This is a genomic window from Metabacillus sp. KH_069, from assembly GCF_057838075.1.
Genome location: NZ_CM174460.1, coordinates 937,844 through 953,644, shown reverse-complemented (window position 1 = coordinate 953,644; position 15,801 = coordinate 937,844). Strand labels below are relative to the sequence as shown.

Genomic DNA, 15,801 nt, shown 5'->3' with positions numbered 1-15,801 from the left:
AAAAAAATTCCCCTTTCATTCAGAAAGAGGAATCGTATGTATGACGACTTATCTTCCAGAATGAACAATCATTCTGCAGGATTTAGCACCGTTCCATTTAAGGAGGTTGCCGGACTTCGCAGGGCCTGTTCCCTCAGTCTCTCTTGATAAGCAAGCTATTAAATTTGAATAACGTAATTTTATCCTGTATATTCCAATCTGTCAATCACTATTTTAGAATAATCAAAATAGTGAGATTAAAAACCGACAAAAAGCACCGTCCCGATGAAGACGGTGGTTCAGCTATCAGGTCAGGTCAGCTGCTTTTACTGCACTTTACCTTTGCTACTTGACCAAGTTAATGCTGCTAAACTGCTTTTACTACACTTTATCCTTTATACCTGACCAAGTTTATGCTGCTAAACTGCTTTTACTGCACTTTACACTTTATACCTGACCAAGTTTGTGCTGCTAAACAGCTTTTACTGCACTTTACCTTTTATACCCGACCAAGTTTATACTGCTGCCCGCGTAAACCTCACCAGCCTCATAAATTCTGGCTGCCGCAGAGCCAATTCAGAATCAGATCTGCGACAGTATAGCATGTTTTTCTTCATTCGAAACAAAGTTCCGCTCACCGAACACATCGTAGTCATTCAAACGGATTTTATTGAGTATAGCTCTGTAAAAGTGTCCGGCAGCTTTTACAGGTGCTCGGGCATGAAGAGGATACTCATTCATCGTCAGCATCGCCGTGTCATACTGTTTCTCCGCTTCAGCGGCAAGATGCTCCCATACTCTGATGAATTCTGGAGTAACGTTCTGCTGCTGAAGATCCCGCTCTGTCAGCTGATGTTTTCGCATAATGTCTTTAGGGACATAAATCCGGTCACGTTCGAGATCCTCACCGATATCACGCAAAATATTTGTCAGCTGCATCCCAAGTCCAAGTGCAATGGCTCCCTCTCTAAGAACCGTCTTCTTTTTAGGTGCCAGAATGGGCAGAAGCATCAGACCGACTGTACTTGCAACATGATAGGAATAATTCAGCACTTCCTCCATAGTCTCATAGCGGATTTTCACAAGATCCATACCCTGTCCTTTTATCATATCCCAAAAGGCCGGAACATCCATTTCATACTGCCGGAAGGTGTCGTGAAGGGCAACCCACATAAAGTTTTCATGAGAAAAACTGCCTTTTAGAAAGTCCTCAAACTCCGTCTGAAATTGTCTGAGCTCTTCTTTCGGATTCTCCCCTTCGTCAACGATATCATCTACGATTCTGCAAAAAGCGTATACTGCCCAGACAGCTTTCCTCTTTTTAGAAGGAAGGAGAGAAAAAGCTTTATAGAAAGTTTTAGAATGATGCTGAATGACTTCTTCACATTGTTTATAGGCAAGGTTTAAATCAACCACTCAAACTCACTCCTTCACTCTCTTTGTTCTTATGATCTGACAAGATGGCTGATACCATCAATTTCGCACCCTGCATCACAATCGGTATCCCGCCTCCCGGATGAATGGATGCTCCCGCTGCATATACATTTGACAGCTTCGAAGGCTTTACCTGAGGTCTGAAGACGCCTGATTGGAATAAGGAAGGCGCAATGCCGAAGCTGCCTCCCTGAAAAAGACCTTCCATCTCTTTATCTTCAGGTGTACGGACCTTCATCCACTGAATGGATTCTCTGAGTCCAGGGAATCCCCGCTCCTCAAGCTGATCGATCATTTTCTCGATAAAGCCATTTTGCTCCTTCCAATTGATTCTGCTTCCGGAAGGCACAGGAATTAATGCATAGAGCACCCCATGCTCCTCAGGCGCAAGCGAAGAATCGATTACAGAAGGATGAAAAGCATAAAAGGACGGATCTGTAGGAACTTCTTTAGTAACAAAAATTTCTTTCATATGCTGATTAAAATCTGAACCCATAAAAAATTGATGAACAAGTGCATCCTTGTATACTTTGTTTAAGCCGAAATAAAGCATGACGCAGCTTGATGACGGCGTATAGGTTCGGGGCGGCATCGATTCTTGTGAAATCAGCTTGGATGCTCCTGGAAAATCTCCATTTAAAACAAAGGAATCTGCTTTTATCACATTGCCGTTAACAATCAGTCCCTCTGCTTTTTCGCCGTCTGATAAAACTCTTTCAACATTCGCGTTCTTTACAACTTCTACACCATGTTTTAAAAGTTCTTTTTCTAAAACGGTGACAAGACTTGCATAACCGCCTTTTAAATAATAGATTCCATGCTGATGCTCGCTGAATGAGATGAGTGAGTACAGAGCGGGAGAATCAAGAGGATTGCCGCCTATATACAGCGTCTGCAGAGAGTATGCCTGCCTGATCTTTTCATCCTGAAAATAAGCTTTGAGTGAGTTATTCACAGATTTATAAGCCTTCAGCTGCATAAGTGTCTGCAGGTTATGCCGCGTCCAGAACGTGCGCTTGTCGTGAAATGACTTCTCAAGAAATTTTGACTTTCCAAGCTGAAACCGAATCTCCATATCTTTCATAAACGTTCGGAACCCGTCTTCATTTCCGGGAAAATTTTCGCTTATTTCCTGGAGCTGGCGTTCTATAGAATTATATTTTGTATAAGACACACCATCTTTAAACTGCAGTTTATACAATGGGTTAATATTGATTAATTCGTACTGATCACTTGATACCCCTGCCTCTTGCAGAATCTCTGTCAGCATTTCAGGCAAAAGGACAATCGTCGGTCCTTCATCAATCCTGTATCCTTGTTCCTCTACAAAAGCCAACCTGCCGCCAAGCTTGTTCCTTTTTTCAAAGATTGTGACATCATATCCGTGTTTCCTGAGCATCAGCGCTGATATCAGACCGCCGATCCCGCCGCCCGCAATCGCTATTTTCATAGTGCATTCCCCAATTTCTTTTCAGATTTTAAAGGTACAGGATGACTTGTTTCCTTCATGAGGGCATTGGTTGTGATCCGTGCTGATTCCAATATGGTGGGAAGCCCGCTGCCGGGATGCGTCCCTCCCCCCACCAGCCAGCAATGATTCAGCTCTTCAAACTTGTTGTGCGGTCTGAGAACCATCATTTGCGTCAGCTGATGTCCTAAATTAAACGTTGCACCTTTGTATACGAGAATGTCTTCCTCCCAATTTTTCGGAGTTATGATTTTTTCCGTTTCAATATGAGCTCTCAAGTTTTTAAATTGCGTCTTTTTCTCAATCGTTTCAAACACCAAATCTCTGAACGAATTCTGATGTTTTTCCCAGTCAATTCCGCTGAAATTATTAGGAACCGGGGCAAGTATGTAAAGGGCAGACTTGCCTTCAGGTGCGAGTGTGTCATCTGTCACGCTGGCATTTTGAATGTAGATGGAAGGATCCCCTGACATCTTCAGCGTTTTTGTAATTTCTTCCACATTATTCTTATAGTCTTCTGAAAAAATAATGGAATGGTGAGGAAGATCATATTTCTTATCAAGTCCAAGATAGATCATGAAAGTCGAGCAGGAATATTTTTTCTTTTCCAGTTTCTCTTTGGAGAATTTCCTCAAAATGCCTGGGTCCACTAAATTTGACATTACGTGGGCAAAATCACCATTAATGACGACTTCGTCTGCATGGACTTTCGTTCCGTCCTCTAAAATTATTCCTTTTACATCCTTTTTCTCGACCCATAGTTTTTTGACTCCTTTGCCGAGATGAAGCCTCCCGCCGTATTCTTCAAGCACCTTTCCCATCGCTTTTGACAGCTGATTGACTCCGCCTCTTGGATGGAATATTCCGTATTCATGCTCCATGAAGGATAGAATTGAAAAGGCTCCCGGGCAGTCCCACGGCGACATGCCAAGGTACTTCGACTGAAAGGTAAACGCGTATTTGACTCTTTCATCCTGAAAATAATTGGAGAGTACATCGTATAAAGATTTCGTAACCGTAAGCTGTGGAAGCGCCTTAATGACCTTCCAGCTCATATAGTGGTGAAAACGGTCCATCTTGCTTTGAAGAATCGGTGTCAGGGCAGCCATTTTTTTCCGTGTATCATTCATGAATTTGAAGTAGCCCTTCCCGTCTCCTGGTGAAAACTCTTCTAATCTCTTGACCATTTCATCTGAATTTCCCGTCATTTTTAAAGATCGATCGTCAAAGATCAATTCGTACATTTCTTCTAGTTCAATCATGTCCATATAATCATGAAGGTTTCTGCCTGCTGACGCAAAAATCTCTTCGGCAATATGAATCATGCTCAGAAAGGTTGGCCCCATATCAAATGTGAATCCGTCCATTTCAATAGAGGCGTTGCGTCCTCCCACATATGGCTGTTTTTCATAAACGTCTACTTGGTACCCCTGACTGGCCAAGTTCATGGCAGCTGCCAAGCCGCCAGGTCCTGCACCGATGACTATGATTTTTTTAGCCATGTTTTACTCCTCCTAAATACTATACAATACTTATACAAACATTATACAACTCGATTTATTAAAACACAATTAATATGGTGTTCTAAGTAGTAAATATCTTTCCCAAAAGAAAACGAACTCAATAGCTTTTCAGATCAATTGATTTTAAAATATGGCGAAAGACGAAACATCCTGAAGCCATAAAAAAAAGACCGGCTCAATTCGCCGGACTTGCGTCAATCATTTTGACTGCAGCCTCAAACTGCAAAATTTCGTTTTCCCAGATTGCATTCCCTTTGATCACCTGATCTTTAAGGCCATCCGGAATGACAAATGTCCCGTTGACAGATTCAAGCTGTTTGACCTGTTCTCCGTCAAGATAATAAATTTCATATTCAGGATCTTCTATTCTGTTAGACGCACTCAGCCTGAACGTGTTTGCGTAATAAATGTCGATAGTCTCACCTTTTAAGTCGTTTATGTAATATGGCTCTTTATCTTTGGTACAGTCTTTTCTTTTAAATTCGCAGTATTCAGGTTTAATGCGGCTAAGTGTTGTCTCATTCCATTCAACCGAAATTACCGGCGGCTTACTGAGATCGACTGTTTCCACCGCCTCCGGGCTGTCATTAGCGGAAATGAGATAAATCGGAGCTGCCGCACAGGCAATAATACCTGCAGCAGCTGCGGCCTCCCAGACTCTGAACCTTCCCCTTTTCAGACCCTTCCTGTACAAAAAACATTCATCCCCAAGAAAAAACAGAAAGCCCGAGAGAACAGTTATCATAACCAGCGGATATATTTCGCGAAAAAATATCAGGCCTGCAGCTGATGATGACAGCATATGAATGGAAAAATTCAATGCTCTTCTGCTTTCGCCCTTATTTCGGACAATGTAATAGGCAAGAATACTGACAGGAGTACCAATAGCGAAGATAAATGAACTAATATAAAACAGTAAGAAAGCAATGTCCTCCAGACTTGGTCCAGAGGTGAAATCTCCTGTTATAAACCCTGTGATAAGCGCAGTTAAATAGATAAGAAAATTGACACCAATGGATGCCGCTGCAGCAATTCCAATTTTTTTATAAATCACACCTGTCACCTCAAATCCAATTTTAACATAAATAGGAAGATCAAAAGGAGACAATTTGACGGCGTTTTTCTATGCAAAAAAACCGGCATAGCCGGCTTTTAAGATTCATAAATATCAATTCTGTACTTTTCAAACCATACGTGAATTTGTGCCAGATGGGCGAGCAGCTGCGGACCTGTCATCAGCTGTCCGTACCATGGTACTTGGAATGCATTGCCTTCTGATTCAATAATATCGTTCAGCGCTTTTTTATCAAAGAAGACGTGAAGGGCTGAGTCCTTATTTTGAGTTAACGACTGAAGCCACGTTTTAACAGCTTTTGTGTAATGAGGATTATGTGTTTTGGGATACGGGCTTTTTTTGCGGTAAAGCACTTCATCTGGAAGCACGCCTTCTAATGCTTTGCGGAGAATGCCTTTTTCCCTGTCTCCATGCATTTTCATATCCCACGGAATGTTCCACACATATTCAACAAGACGATGATCAGCAAACGGAACGCGGACCTCGAGACTTGCTCCCATGCTCATGCGGTCTTTCCGGTCGAGCAAGGTCGTCATAAACCAAAGAATATTGAGATAAAACAGCTGTCTGCGCTTAGATTCTGTTTCAGACTCTCCATCAAGAAGAGGTGTCTCCTTCAATGTTTCCTGACATCTTGTTTTTACGTATTCTTTTAAGTTCAGTTTGCTTTGCCAATCTGTCCGAAGCAGATTCATCCTTGCATCCGTTGATCTCATCCATGGAAATGCATCTTCGGATAAATCCTGCGGGCGGTGGAACCACGGATATCCCCCGAATATTTCATCTGCACATTCTCCTGAGAGGCCTACAACAAAATCTTTCTTAATTTCTTTGCAGAACCATAAAAGAGAAGAATCAATATCCGCCATACCAGGAAGGTCCCTCACTTCAACAGCTTCCGTTAAGTAATCAACAAGCTGCTGCTGTGTGATGATTGACCGGTGGTGAACGGTTTGAAAAGTCTCTGTCATTTTATCGATCCAAGGAGCGTCTGAGTTCGGCTGATATTCATTTGCTTTAAAAAACTTATCATTATCCTCGTAATCTATCGAAAACGTGTGCAAAGGACCCTTGCCTTCTTTTTCAAACGCTTTTGCAGCAATTGCGGTAATCGCACTTGAATCAAGTCCTCCTGAAAGAAATGTGCACACAGGAACATCGGACACAAGCTGGCGTGTCACGGCATCATTGACTAAAAATCCAACCCGGCTGACCGTTTCGTCAAATGAATCAAGATGCTTTCTGCTTTGTACATTCCAGTATCTCCAAACCTTCAGTCCTTCTTTTGAGAACGTCATAGCGTGAGCTGGACGGAGCTCTTTTACACCTTTAAAGACACCGATTCCAGGTGTTCTGGAAGGCCCGAGTCCAAATACCTCACTTAACCCTTCCCTGTCAAGAACGGCCTTTTGATCAGGATGGGCAAGAATCGCCTTCAGTTCTGAGCCAAAGATAATCGATGCATTCTGTTCAGAATAAAAAAGCGGTTTTACCCCCAATCTGTCTCTGGCAATGAAAAGTTTTTCATTATTTGAGTCCCAGACCGCAAAGGCAAAAATACCATTTAAATGATGCACACATTCTTCCTTCCACTCCATGTACGCGCTGAGAAGGACTTCAGTGTCAGAATGGCCTGCAAATGTATACCCCCGCTTCAGTAATTCAACGCGGATATCTTCTGTATTATAAAGCTCGCCATTGTAGCAAATCGTAAATGTATTTTCTTCTTTTTTGCGGGTCATCGGCTGTCTTCCGCCTTCAGGATCAACAACTACAAGACGTTTATGGCCAAAAAGAATGTGCTGCTCTCCCCACACATTCGTATCATCCGGTCCTCTTTTTGATAAGCATTCCGCCATATTTGTCATGACATTTTTATGCTGCTGCAGGTTTTTCTGATAATGAGCCCACCCTGTTATTCCACACATCTGCCTACCATCTCCCCCATTTAAACAGCCTGAATTTCACTCAGACATTAAAAGATGTACCTATCCTATGCTTAACTTATGAAGTGTTGATTTGTCCGTATCACGTTTTTCTTTGTAATGGATGCTTTTGTTAAGTTTAGCTGAATGTTGCGATAAATAAATTAGGCTCTATTCGTAAACTTTTTTGCCTTTAGACTAGATGTTTAAAGCGATAAGTGGATATACGCTGCAGGAACTTGACTCCTGAGGGAAAATAGAGCGAAATGGAAGACCCCGCAGGCTCGCCGAGGAGGCTTCCACGCTCCCCTCGGAAAGAAATGGACAACATTCATCAACAAAAACAACAATCTATGCGAAAACAGCAATAAATTAAAACCGCCTTGCTTTAAAATGAATAAAGCTTCCTCTAAATGGAAAAAACGAACGATAACGAGTCTATTTAAGGGAGGTTCATTCATTGCTTTCTAAACAGAAACACCGCCTGCTCGAACAGCAGGAACGGGCACACGTAACAGGTTCTATTGAAATCGGCGAAGATCAGGAATTCTTATTTTACGATGATGTGAACGAAGAAGTCTCCATCCTGCAATTTAAACCGGACGAAACAATCGAGATTTTGCTGAATGACTGCTGGTATACGGGCACCTATTTAACAGATGGACAGCTTTCTGTACCGATGGGCATCCATCAATTAAAAACAAACGATATGCTGCGCATTCAAAAAAAGGTGCCTTTCGCATTAGAATATATGCTCAAGGAATTCAGCGATGATTCTTTTCTTGCATTCACAGCTAAGCTGAACGCGTTATCTTTCTCCATCCATGATTGTATCTACAGCTATAATCATATGGTCTTTCAGGAAGGTAAAAACGGTAAACAAGGGGTTTCTTTCTTTCAATTTGACAACGAGGAAGCCATTTGCGGAGTGCAGCATCATTTTTCAAGAGGCAGCAAGAACGAAGATCGGTTTGAATTTACAACCTGTACGGGGAAAAGAGCACTAGTAACACAGATGCAGCATTAAAAAAGAACCTCTGCTTCCTGCAGAGGTTCTTTGCATTAAAAGAATTTCAAACCGATCGGCAAACGTAAGCCAAGCAGAATCACGACAATCAGCACGATGACAAACTGAATCCAGAAAACGCGTGTCGGCTTTTTCTTTTTAGCGCGCACAAGAATCATTTCCATCATCGCAATAACATAGACGCCAAGAATTGCTTTTCCAATATATTCTCCGCTGATGGAAGCAAGGCTTAACAGCAGCTGAAGTCCTGAACCGATGATCAGCAAATAGAAAAGTCTTAAAGTCATGTGGACAATTTTAAATGGTTTTTCTTTCCCCGACTTAAAGAGTGAGTTCGCGACAAAAAATAGAATAAGTGCGACAACCCAAGTCGTGATATGTAAGTGTGTAGTCAATGTAAATCCTCCTCTTTTTCATAACTTCCCATCCATATAGTATCATGAATGCCTATAAAAAATGAAATGTAAGCGCATCGACTCTCCTATTGTTTTCTTAAAAAAGGTAGGATATTGTAGTACTTGAGGGAATGCCAGATTCATGTGTTTCCAGACTTAATCGTACTCGGAGGGGATATTGTGTCAAAATCAGTACAAATCATCGACCTGACTGAAAAATATGGAGCAAACAATTATCATCCGCTGCCAATCGTGATCTCAAAGGCAGAAGGAGTTTGGGTAGAAGATCCTGAAGGAAACAAATATATGGATATGCTCAGTGCCTATTCTGCTGTAAATCAAGGTCACCGTCATCCAAAAATCATTGCCGCACTGAAGGAACAGGCAGATAAAATCACTTTAACATCAAGAGCCTTCCACAATGACCAGCTGGGCCCTTGGTATGAAAAGGTTTCTAATCTTACAGGAAAAGAAATGGTTTTGCCAATGAATACAGGCGCAGAAGCAGTCGAAACGGCCGTTAAAACCGTACGCCGCTGGGCTTATGATGTAAAGGGCGTTCCGGCAGATCAAGCAGAAATTATTGTGTGTGAGGAGAATTTCCACGGCCGTACAATGACAGCGGTCTCAATGAGCTCAAGCGAAGAATACAAACGCGGTTTCGGACCTATGCTGCCTGGCATCAAAGTGATTCCATTCGGCAATTTAGATGCCCTGAAACAGGCTATTACACCAAATACAGCCGCTTTCATCTTTGAACCAATTCAAGGTGAAGCGGGCATTCACATTCCTGAAGATGGATTCCTGAAGGCTGCATATGACATCTGTAAAGAAAACAATGTGCTTTATGTGGCAGACGAAATCCAGGCAGGGCTTGGCCGATCAGGAAAATTGTTTGCCTGTGACTGGGAAGACGTCAAACCGGATATGTACATTCTTGGAAAAGCGCTTGGCGGAGGTGTTTTCCCAATCTCATGTGTAGCTGCAGATAAAGATGTCCTTGGTGTATTTGAGCCTGGCTCACACGGTTCAACATTCGGCGGAAACCCGCTTGCATGTGCCGTTTCCATTGCAGCCTTGGATGTGCTTGTTGACGAAAACCTGTCTGACCGCTCGTTGGAGCTTGGAAGCTACATGCAGGACCGCCTGCGTGAAATCGACAATCCGATTATTAAAGAAGTGCGCGGCAAGGGTTTATTTATCGGTTTAGAACTGACAGAATCAGCCCGCCCGTATTGCGAAAAGCTTAAAGAAGAAGGACTTCTCTGCAAAGAAACGCATGAAACCGTCATTCGCTTTGCACCGCCGCTCGTCATTTCGAAAGAAGATCTTGACTGGGCGATTGAGAAAGTAAAAAAAGTCCTCTCTTAAAATACAGTCTTAAAAAGTGTTAATCCTTTGCGGATTAACACTTTTTTTGTTTTCAGTTTAACTCTTGAAAAAATTTTACAAAACAAGGAATTAACAATACATTTTTTTCTATTTTTATAATACTATTATCTTATGAATATTTTAGGAGGAAAGCACGATGAGTTTTTATGGAATCATTGTTTTTATTCATATTATCGCTGCAGTTTGCGGACTTGGAGCTACATTCGCTCTCCCTGTTTTAATGAGCAGCCAAAGACGGTTTCTCATGCTCTGTTTGCATTCACCGTTAATAAGGGAATTGAAAAGCTCGCCAAGATAGGAAGCCTCACCCTGCTCGCAACAGGGCTTGCATTGGGTGCACTGAATCCCGGATTATTTTCTCAAATCTGGTACATAGCTTCAATCATTATCTACATAGCTGTTCAGCCTGTCGTAGCTGTTATCCTTCCGCGAAAACTGGCAGAACAAAAACAAATCCTCGAAAATCACAATGGGGATGAACTGCCGGAATCTTATCATCTGATCAATAAAAAAATGGCGCCATATAACAATTTCACTTATGCAGCTGCTGTTGTCCTGATCGCTTTAATGGTCTTGAAGCCATACTGAAAAAATCAAACCCAGCTCTATTGCCGGGTTTAATCCCTTTCTATCTCAGGCACGGCCATACTTACTATCTTAACTGCCCATTCCTGATCCGTATCAGCCCCTGCCTTTTCACCTAATTTAAGGTGAAGTCTAGTAAACTCAGGTATCATCTTTTTCATTGCGGAATAAATCTCTCCAGGGTTTCTCCCGCAATGAAAGCTATCCAGCAAATCAAGCTGCTCTTTTTCCAATTGGCTCCGCGGTCCCTCTATCTTAGCCCAGTCCCCAAATGAATTGGGCTGTATTCCGCGCTCCATATACCACCCGGCAGCTAACGATTGCCTCATGCTGTCGATGCAGTGAATCGCATAATAAAGTTCTCCGCGCATCATTCTTCTATAAGCTTCGTGAAAATAGGCAAAAAATTTCGTTCTCCAAAACTCAAATTCCGGCTTAATAATTTTATAGGAAAGCTTATCAGATTCATTTTTTATTGCAGTCATAAATCCATTGTCATCGCGGACAATCTGAATGTTTTTCAGCCATACAGAAGGAGTGATATTCTCTCTTCTGTAATAGAAGACATCCGTCTTAATGAATGAATCGTAGTGGGCAATGGTGTAGCTTGCACCAGGAAAGTCTTCGTAAAATAAAACGTTCCCCCATTTACCGGGCCTGATTTTCTTATTCAAAATGAAATCTTCCCATTTATCTGGATTCACCACAATTCTTAAGTCTATATCGGAATACAAATCTGTATTCCCGTTGCCGATTGAACCGCCATAGAAAAAAGCCTCTATGTGGTGATCATGCAGAAGGTCGCTTTCAATCGCAGTCAATAACTCCTGCCGCTTCTCAGGAATTCCTTCGTCTCTCACTCTATGATTCCATTCAAATCCCGCACATACTGGATTCCCCCTGCTAAAAACACACCAGCTGTTTCACTGGTGTGCTTGAATTATTCCCCAATTGTATTGCTGAGCGTTCCTATCCCGTCAATCGTAATTTCTACAACATCACCAGGCATTAAGTACTTAGCAGGCTTAAACCCTTTTCCAACTCCTGCAGGTGTTCCCGTAGCAATGATGTCTCCCGGCTCAAGTGTTGTTCCCTGTGAGATCGTTGCGATCACCTTTTCAATTGAAAAAATCATATCTTTCGTATGTCCATCCTGCCTTACTTCCCCGTTCACCGTTGTCACCACATTCAGCTCATATGGATCCGGCACAGCAGACTTATGTACAATGTAAGGACCCATCGGACATGATGTATCAAGGCTTTTTCCCAGCAAAAATTGTTTATGCTTTGATTGCAGGTCTCTCGCTGTTATATCATTAATAATGGTATAGCCATACACATAATCCATGGCTTCCTCTTCAGTGATGCGTTTTCCTTTTTTCCCGATAATGACCGCAAGTTCCCCTTCATAATCGAGTTCCTTTGTGAGATGCAAATGCGGATCAACCGCTTCTTCATGCCCAATCACGGTCGTTGGTGCTTTAGAAAAAAGCATCACGTGTTCAGGAATATCCGCTTCGCTTCCAAGCTCCACCGCATGTTCACGGTAGTTCTTTCCGACGCAAAAAATATTCTTGCGGGGATTCAGGATAGGTGCGAGCCATTTAACTTCCGAAAAGGAGTATAAGTAAGACTCGGTTTCGTCTGACTTTTTCACCCAAGTTTCAAGCTGTTTTATGTGGTTGAAGAATTTTTCTCCCATTTCAATGCATTCGATTACCGTCTGCGGGGCTGAAGACATATCAAACAATTTTTTCTCTGCCCTCCCAATATCGAGGATTTTATTTTCTTCCATAATCAATCCGATGAATGTTCGACCGTGTAGCTGTGCAGTAGCCAGTTTCATAGTTTTCCCCCATTTTGCCTTTGATAGAACATTTAATGATCCCTTGGCCTTCTCTTATGTAAAATATTCGCTAAACAATGACATATTTCCTCTATAAAAACGGATGAAGTTTCAATTCCAAAAGAAGTTTTCTCTTAGAAATCAGCAGATTCAAGAGTGAAATCAATCGCTCTCAGCCATCCGCAAACAGCCGCTGTTTGTAGAAATCTGTAATGTTTTTTGTTATTTTAGCGAATCTAAACCATTTTGTACAACCCTGTGTATAATAAGCTTATTACCTATGCAGAGATGCTTTTTCAGGAATCAATTTCACAATTTCAATACACTTTCCGCCTGAAACCAAGACATATTAAACCATGAAAGTTGGAGAATAGATCATGGCACTGAACGAAATTGAAAACTACAGACAAAAGCTTTTCGAAGCTGCAAAAGAATACGGCATGAACTCATCAGAGACCGTTCGCCGCAGCCAGGAACTTGATTTATTGATTATTGAACAAATTAAACAGCAGCTTAAACAGCAGAGACCCCTTCAGTCTGCCGTCAATTAAGGCCGCAGCGACAAGTAAATCCACTTCCGCAGCAGCCATTCAGCCGGCCCAAATCCAAAGCGCTTAAACCACAGGTGACTTAAAAATACCTGCATCCCGTAAATTATAAAAACTAGCATGAACCCCGTCCATTCAGAAATTTCACCATAGAATCCAAGACCATAAGAATAAAAGATAAACGTGCATACAATCGATTGCAGAAGATAATTGCTCAGTGATCCCCTTCCCACAGCTCTTATTGGCTCAAGCCTGAACATGAATTTATTTAAAAACATCAGGACAAGTGATACATAACAGAGGGTTAGAGCAGGCCCTCCAAGTGATAATTGCAAATGCTGGGTCAGGATACTTTCATCCCAATAGTATGGCATGCCTTTTAAAACGGCAGCCGCAGCACCTGAAATGATTGCCGTGCGTTTCCATTCTTTTGTCATCGGCTGATGAAACCAGCCTCTTTTATAAGCCGCCGCGCCAAGCATAAACAGCGGAAGAATGGATAAGATCAGAAAAATGGCATTCTCCGCATTGTTTACATACGCCCAATCCGTCAGGCGCTGCTGGGTGATTTCCATAAAACTTCCTGTCGAATAGACATCCAATGATTGCTGGATGGCTTCCTGTGATCCATATTTGTCAGGATCAAGACTTGGTTCTCCTGAATATGCCGCCATCAAAGCAAGCGTAATCAGGAGATTCGGCAGGGTCAGAATCCACAGTGCCCACTTCATGAGGCGCCCCGCACTCCATTTAAGAAAAATCATAAAGATGAACCCGATCATCGCGTAATTTGTCAGGATGTCTCCGTGCCAAATCAATGCGGCATGAAGCATACCGATAATAAAAAGCCCAAGCAGCCTCTTTGTATAATAGCGCGCAAACGAATGCCCTTTTTTCTTTGCCCTCTCATAAAAAATCACACTTCCCGCACCGAAAAGAAATGAAAAAAGCGGATAAAAACTCGCTTGTGCGAACAAATTGATGAATTGTTCAATCAGCCTGTCCGGTGCTGCCGTGCTGCTGACAAAACTACTATTGTACAATGCGGGCTCATGGAACGATTTCATATTCACCAATAGAATCCCAAGCAGAGATAGACCCCTTAAAATATCAAGTGAATGAAGCCTGTCATTTTTATGTATCGCGTGTAATGATTCCATCATATCCTCCAATTTCTTCTAGTTAAGAAATATAATATCACATTGCTTAACCTCTCTTTCCTTATTCATCCGCTTTTTTCCCTTCAAAGTTAATCATGACTTTTTCTTTTCGACAATTTCTGTACAGAATCAGGAGAAAGCTCTTTAATAGGATTTTTTACATATGAAAAAATCGATAAATCTGCTGCTATTTTCATAAAAAACGCCGCTAAATTTGTTTACCCCTCCTTTTTTCTCAGTCAATACTGTCAAAACAACAGGTCTATCCTTTTATTAACAATGAAAACGTTTAAAGATAGCATATAAGTATAAATATTTCGTATAACGAATTATTTATCAATCAAACCTTTGGAGGATGTCTATGAATCTTAAAAAGAAAGTATTGTCTGTTTCTCTATCCAGTCTTATGGCAATTAGTGCTATTTCCGTTGTTTCTTCACCAGTAAGTGCAGTCGGTAATGGACCTGGCGCAGGGAATGGGTCAATCCAAACATCCATTCTTCATACCTATGAAAGTATGGTGGACTATTTAAAAACACAAGATGCCAAGCAGGAGGCCATGCAGCTTGAAATCATCGGCCAAACGGTAAAAGGCCGGGATATTTACTTAACAAAATACATATCCAACCCGGACAACCCTACTATTCTCTTTTTAACGCAGCAGCACGGCAACGAGCAGCTGACAACAGAAGGAGCCCTTGAATTTATCAAACACTTAGGCACCAATAAAACAAAAGGTGTACTGGAGAACGTAAATATTCTGGTCATTCCAATGCTGAATGCTGATGGAGCCATGGGTGATGTGAATTTTTCACTGGATAACTATTTAGCTGATGGTGACCGCCGTTTAACCCGGTATAATGCAAATGAAATTGATTTAAACCGTGAGCATGATAAACCGATTGAAAGCATGCAGGCAGAAGCTAAAGCTCTCTATAAAAATGTGTTTGAAAAGTACAAGATTGATTACATGATCGACCTGCATCACCAAGGCACACTTAGTGAAACAGAGGGTGAGCTTGTTTCTGGTTCAATCCTGCATCCAACTAATAATGCTGTTGAAGCTGATGTGCTTGAGCGTTCTAAAAAACTGGGGTCTGTTGTTTATCATTCTATTGAAAACACCGGATGGGGCCATATCGGAAAATACAATGGCGGCAGCGGTCAAAATATCGGACGCAACGGCGCAGCTGTCCGTTATGGCATATCTACTCTTCTGTTTGAAATGCGCGGAATGTCTGATCACTATATCGAATCCTATGCGCTTGGACAAAAGAGCAATGGCTACCTGATTAGACAAACAATTACAACGCTTGACTCTACAGTCAGAGCTATTGCAGACGGATCAATCGAGAACGCGGATGTGAGCTTTTGGGATACACTTCCGACTCAAACAAGCCGATCCGGCGAAGAATCAGACGAATAAAAGAAGTTGAAATGAAAG

The 15,801-nt window shown here is 41.9% G+C and carries 14 protein-coding genes and 1 riboswitch; of the genes, 5 read left to right on the top strand and 9 right to left on the bottom strand.

Features of this window, described 5'->3' with window-relative positions; all coding sequences use genetic code 11:
* Positions 1 to 45 precede the first annotated feature (45 nt).
* A riboswitch (SAM riboswitch) is annotated at positions 46 to 153 on the bottom strand.
* Between the two features lie 408 nt (positions 154 to 561).
* The 5 genes from AC3ISE_RS04810 to asnB all read right to left on the bottom strand — a co-directional run bounded on the left by AC3ISE_RS04810 (position 562) and on the right by asnB (position 7,407).
* Positions 562 to 1,395, bottom strand: coding sequence for a phytoene/squalene synthase family protein (locus AC3ISE_RS04810; protein ID WP_489223253.1), 834 nt, complete (start codon positions 1,393 to 1,395; stop codon positions 562 to 564).
* Positions 1,388 to 2,863 carry a phytoene desaturase family protein gene (locus AC3ISE_RS04805; protein WP_489223252.1) on the bottom strand — a complete coding sequence of 492 codons (1,476 nt, stop codon included), beginning with the start codon at positions 2,861 to 2,863 and terminating at the stop codon, positions 1,388 to 1,390. The genes AC3ISE_RS04810 and AC3ISE_RS04805 overlap by 8 nt, the downstream gene beginning before the upstream one ends.
* Positions 2,860 to 4,383: a phytoene desaturase family protein gene (locus AC3ISE_RS04800; protein WP_489223251.1), complete on the bottom strand. Its 1,524-nt coding sequence runs from the start codon at positions 4,381 to 4,383 to the stop codon at positions 2,860 to 2,862. Before AC3ISE_RS04800 ends, AC3ISE_RS04805 begins: the two co-directional genes overlap by 4 nt.
* Before the next feature lie 196 nt (positions 4,384 to 4,579).
* Positions 4,580 to 5,458 (bottom strand): hypothetical protein, encoded by an 879-nt coding sequence (locus tag AC3ISE_RS04795; protein ID WP_489223250.1) that lies wholly within the window; start codon positions 5,456 to 5,458, stop codon positions 4,580 to 4,582.
* 98 nt (positions 5,459 to 5,556) lie between these two features.
* Positions 5,557 to 7,407: an asparagine synthase (glutamine-hydrolyzing) gene (asnB, locus tag AC3ISE_RS04790; RefSeq protein WP_489223249.1), complete on the bottom strand. Its 1,851-nt coding sequence runs from the start codon at positions 7,405 to 7,407 to the stop codon at positions 5,557 to 5,559.
* A gap of 457 nt (positions 7,408 to 7,864) precedes the next feature.
* Between asnB and AC3ISE_RS04785 the strand changes: the two genes are divergently transcribed.
* Positions 7,865 to 8,431, top strand: coding sequence for a DUF2777 family protein (locus AC3ISE_RS04785; protein WP_489223248.1), 567 nt, complete (start codon positions 7,865 to 7,867; stop codon positions 8,429 to 8,431).
* Positions 8,432 to 8,466: 35 nt separating this feature from the next.
* Here the strand turns inward: AC3ISE_RS04785 and AC3ISE_RS04780 are convergent, their stop codons facing one another.
* Complete coding sequence (locus AC3ISE_RS04780) at positions 8,467 to 8,826, bottom strand: YisL family protein (RefSeq protein ID WP_489223247.1); 360 nt, start codon at positions 8,824 to 8,826, stop codon at positions 8,467 to 8,469.
* A gap of 180 nt (positions 8,827 to 9,006) precedes the next feature.
* On the opposite strand from AC3ISE_RS04780, the gene AC3ISE_RS04775 reads away from it, so the two are divergent.
* Complete coding sequence (locus tag AC3ISE_RS04775; protein WP_489223246.1) at positions 9,007 to 10,197, top strand: ornithine--oxo-acid transaminase; 1,191 nt, start codon at positions 9,007 to 9,009, stop codon at positions 10,195 to 10,197.
* A 132-nt stretch (positions 10,198 to 10,329) separates the two neighbouring features.
* The gene (locus AC3ISE_RS04770; protein ID WP_489223245.1) at positions 10,330 to 10,806 is read left to right on the top strand and encodes a DUF2269 family protein; all 477 of its coding nucleotides are present in this window, start codon (positions 10,330 to 10,332) and stop codon (positions 10,804 to 10,806) included.
* Positions 10,807 to 10,835: 29 nt separating this feature from the next.
* Here AC3ISE_RS04770 and AC3ISE_RS04765 read toward each other — a convergent pair whose 3' ends face one another.
* Positions 10,836 to 11,663 carry a hypothetical protein gene (locus tag AC3ISE_RS04765; RefSeq protein WP_489223244.1) on the bottom strand — a complete coding sequence of 276 codons (828 nt, stop codon included), beginning with the start codon at positions 11,661 to 11,663 and terminating at the stop codon, positions 10,836 to 10,838.
* Positions 11,664 to 11,743: 80 nt separating this feature from the next.
* Positions 11,744 to 12,649 carry a fumarylacetoacetate hydrolase family protein gene (locus AC3ISE_RS04760; protein ID WP_489223243.1) on the bottom strand — a complete coding sequence of 302 codons (906 nt, stop codon included), beginning with the start codon at positions 12,647 to 12,649 and terminating at the stop codon, positions 11,744 to 11,746.
* A gap of 377 nt (positions 12,650 to 13,026) precedes the next feature.
* On the opposite strand from AC3ISE_RS04760, the gene AC3ISE_RS04755 reads away from it, so the two are divergent.
* Positions 13,027 to 13,200, top strand: a complete 174-nt coding sequence (locus tag AC3ISE_RS04755) for an aspartyl-phosphate phosphatase Spo0E family protein (RefSeq protein WP_133311965.1) — start codon at positions 13,027 to 13,029, stop codon at positions 13,198 to 13,200.
* On the opposite strand, the gene AC3ISE_RS04750 is transcribed toward AC3ISE_RS04755, so the two are convergent.
* The gene (locus tag AC3ISE_RS04750; RefSeq protein ID WP_489223242.1) at positions 13,197 to 14,360 is read right to left on the bottom strand and encodes a DUF418 domain-containing protein; all 1,164 of its coding nucleotides are present in this window, start codon (positions 14,358 to 14,360) and stop codon (positions 13,197 to 13,199) included. The two genes, AC3ISE_RS04755 and AC3ISE_RS04750, sit on opposite strands and share 4 nt — an antisense overlap.
* A gap of 358 nt (positions 14,361 to 14,718) precedes the next feature.
* Here AC3ISE_RS04750 and AC3ISE_RS04745 point away from each other — a divergent pair, with 358 nt between their 5' ends.
* Positions 14,719 to 15,783, top strand: coding sequence for a M14 family zinc carboxypeptidase (locus tag AC3ISE_RS04745; RefSeq protein WP_489223241.1), 1,065 nt, complete (start codon positions 14,719 to 14,721; stop codon positions 15,781 to 15,783).
* Positions 15,784 to 15,801: the final 18 nt, after the last annotated feature.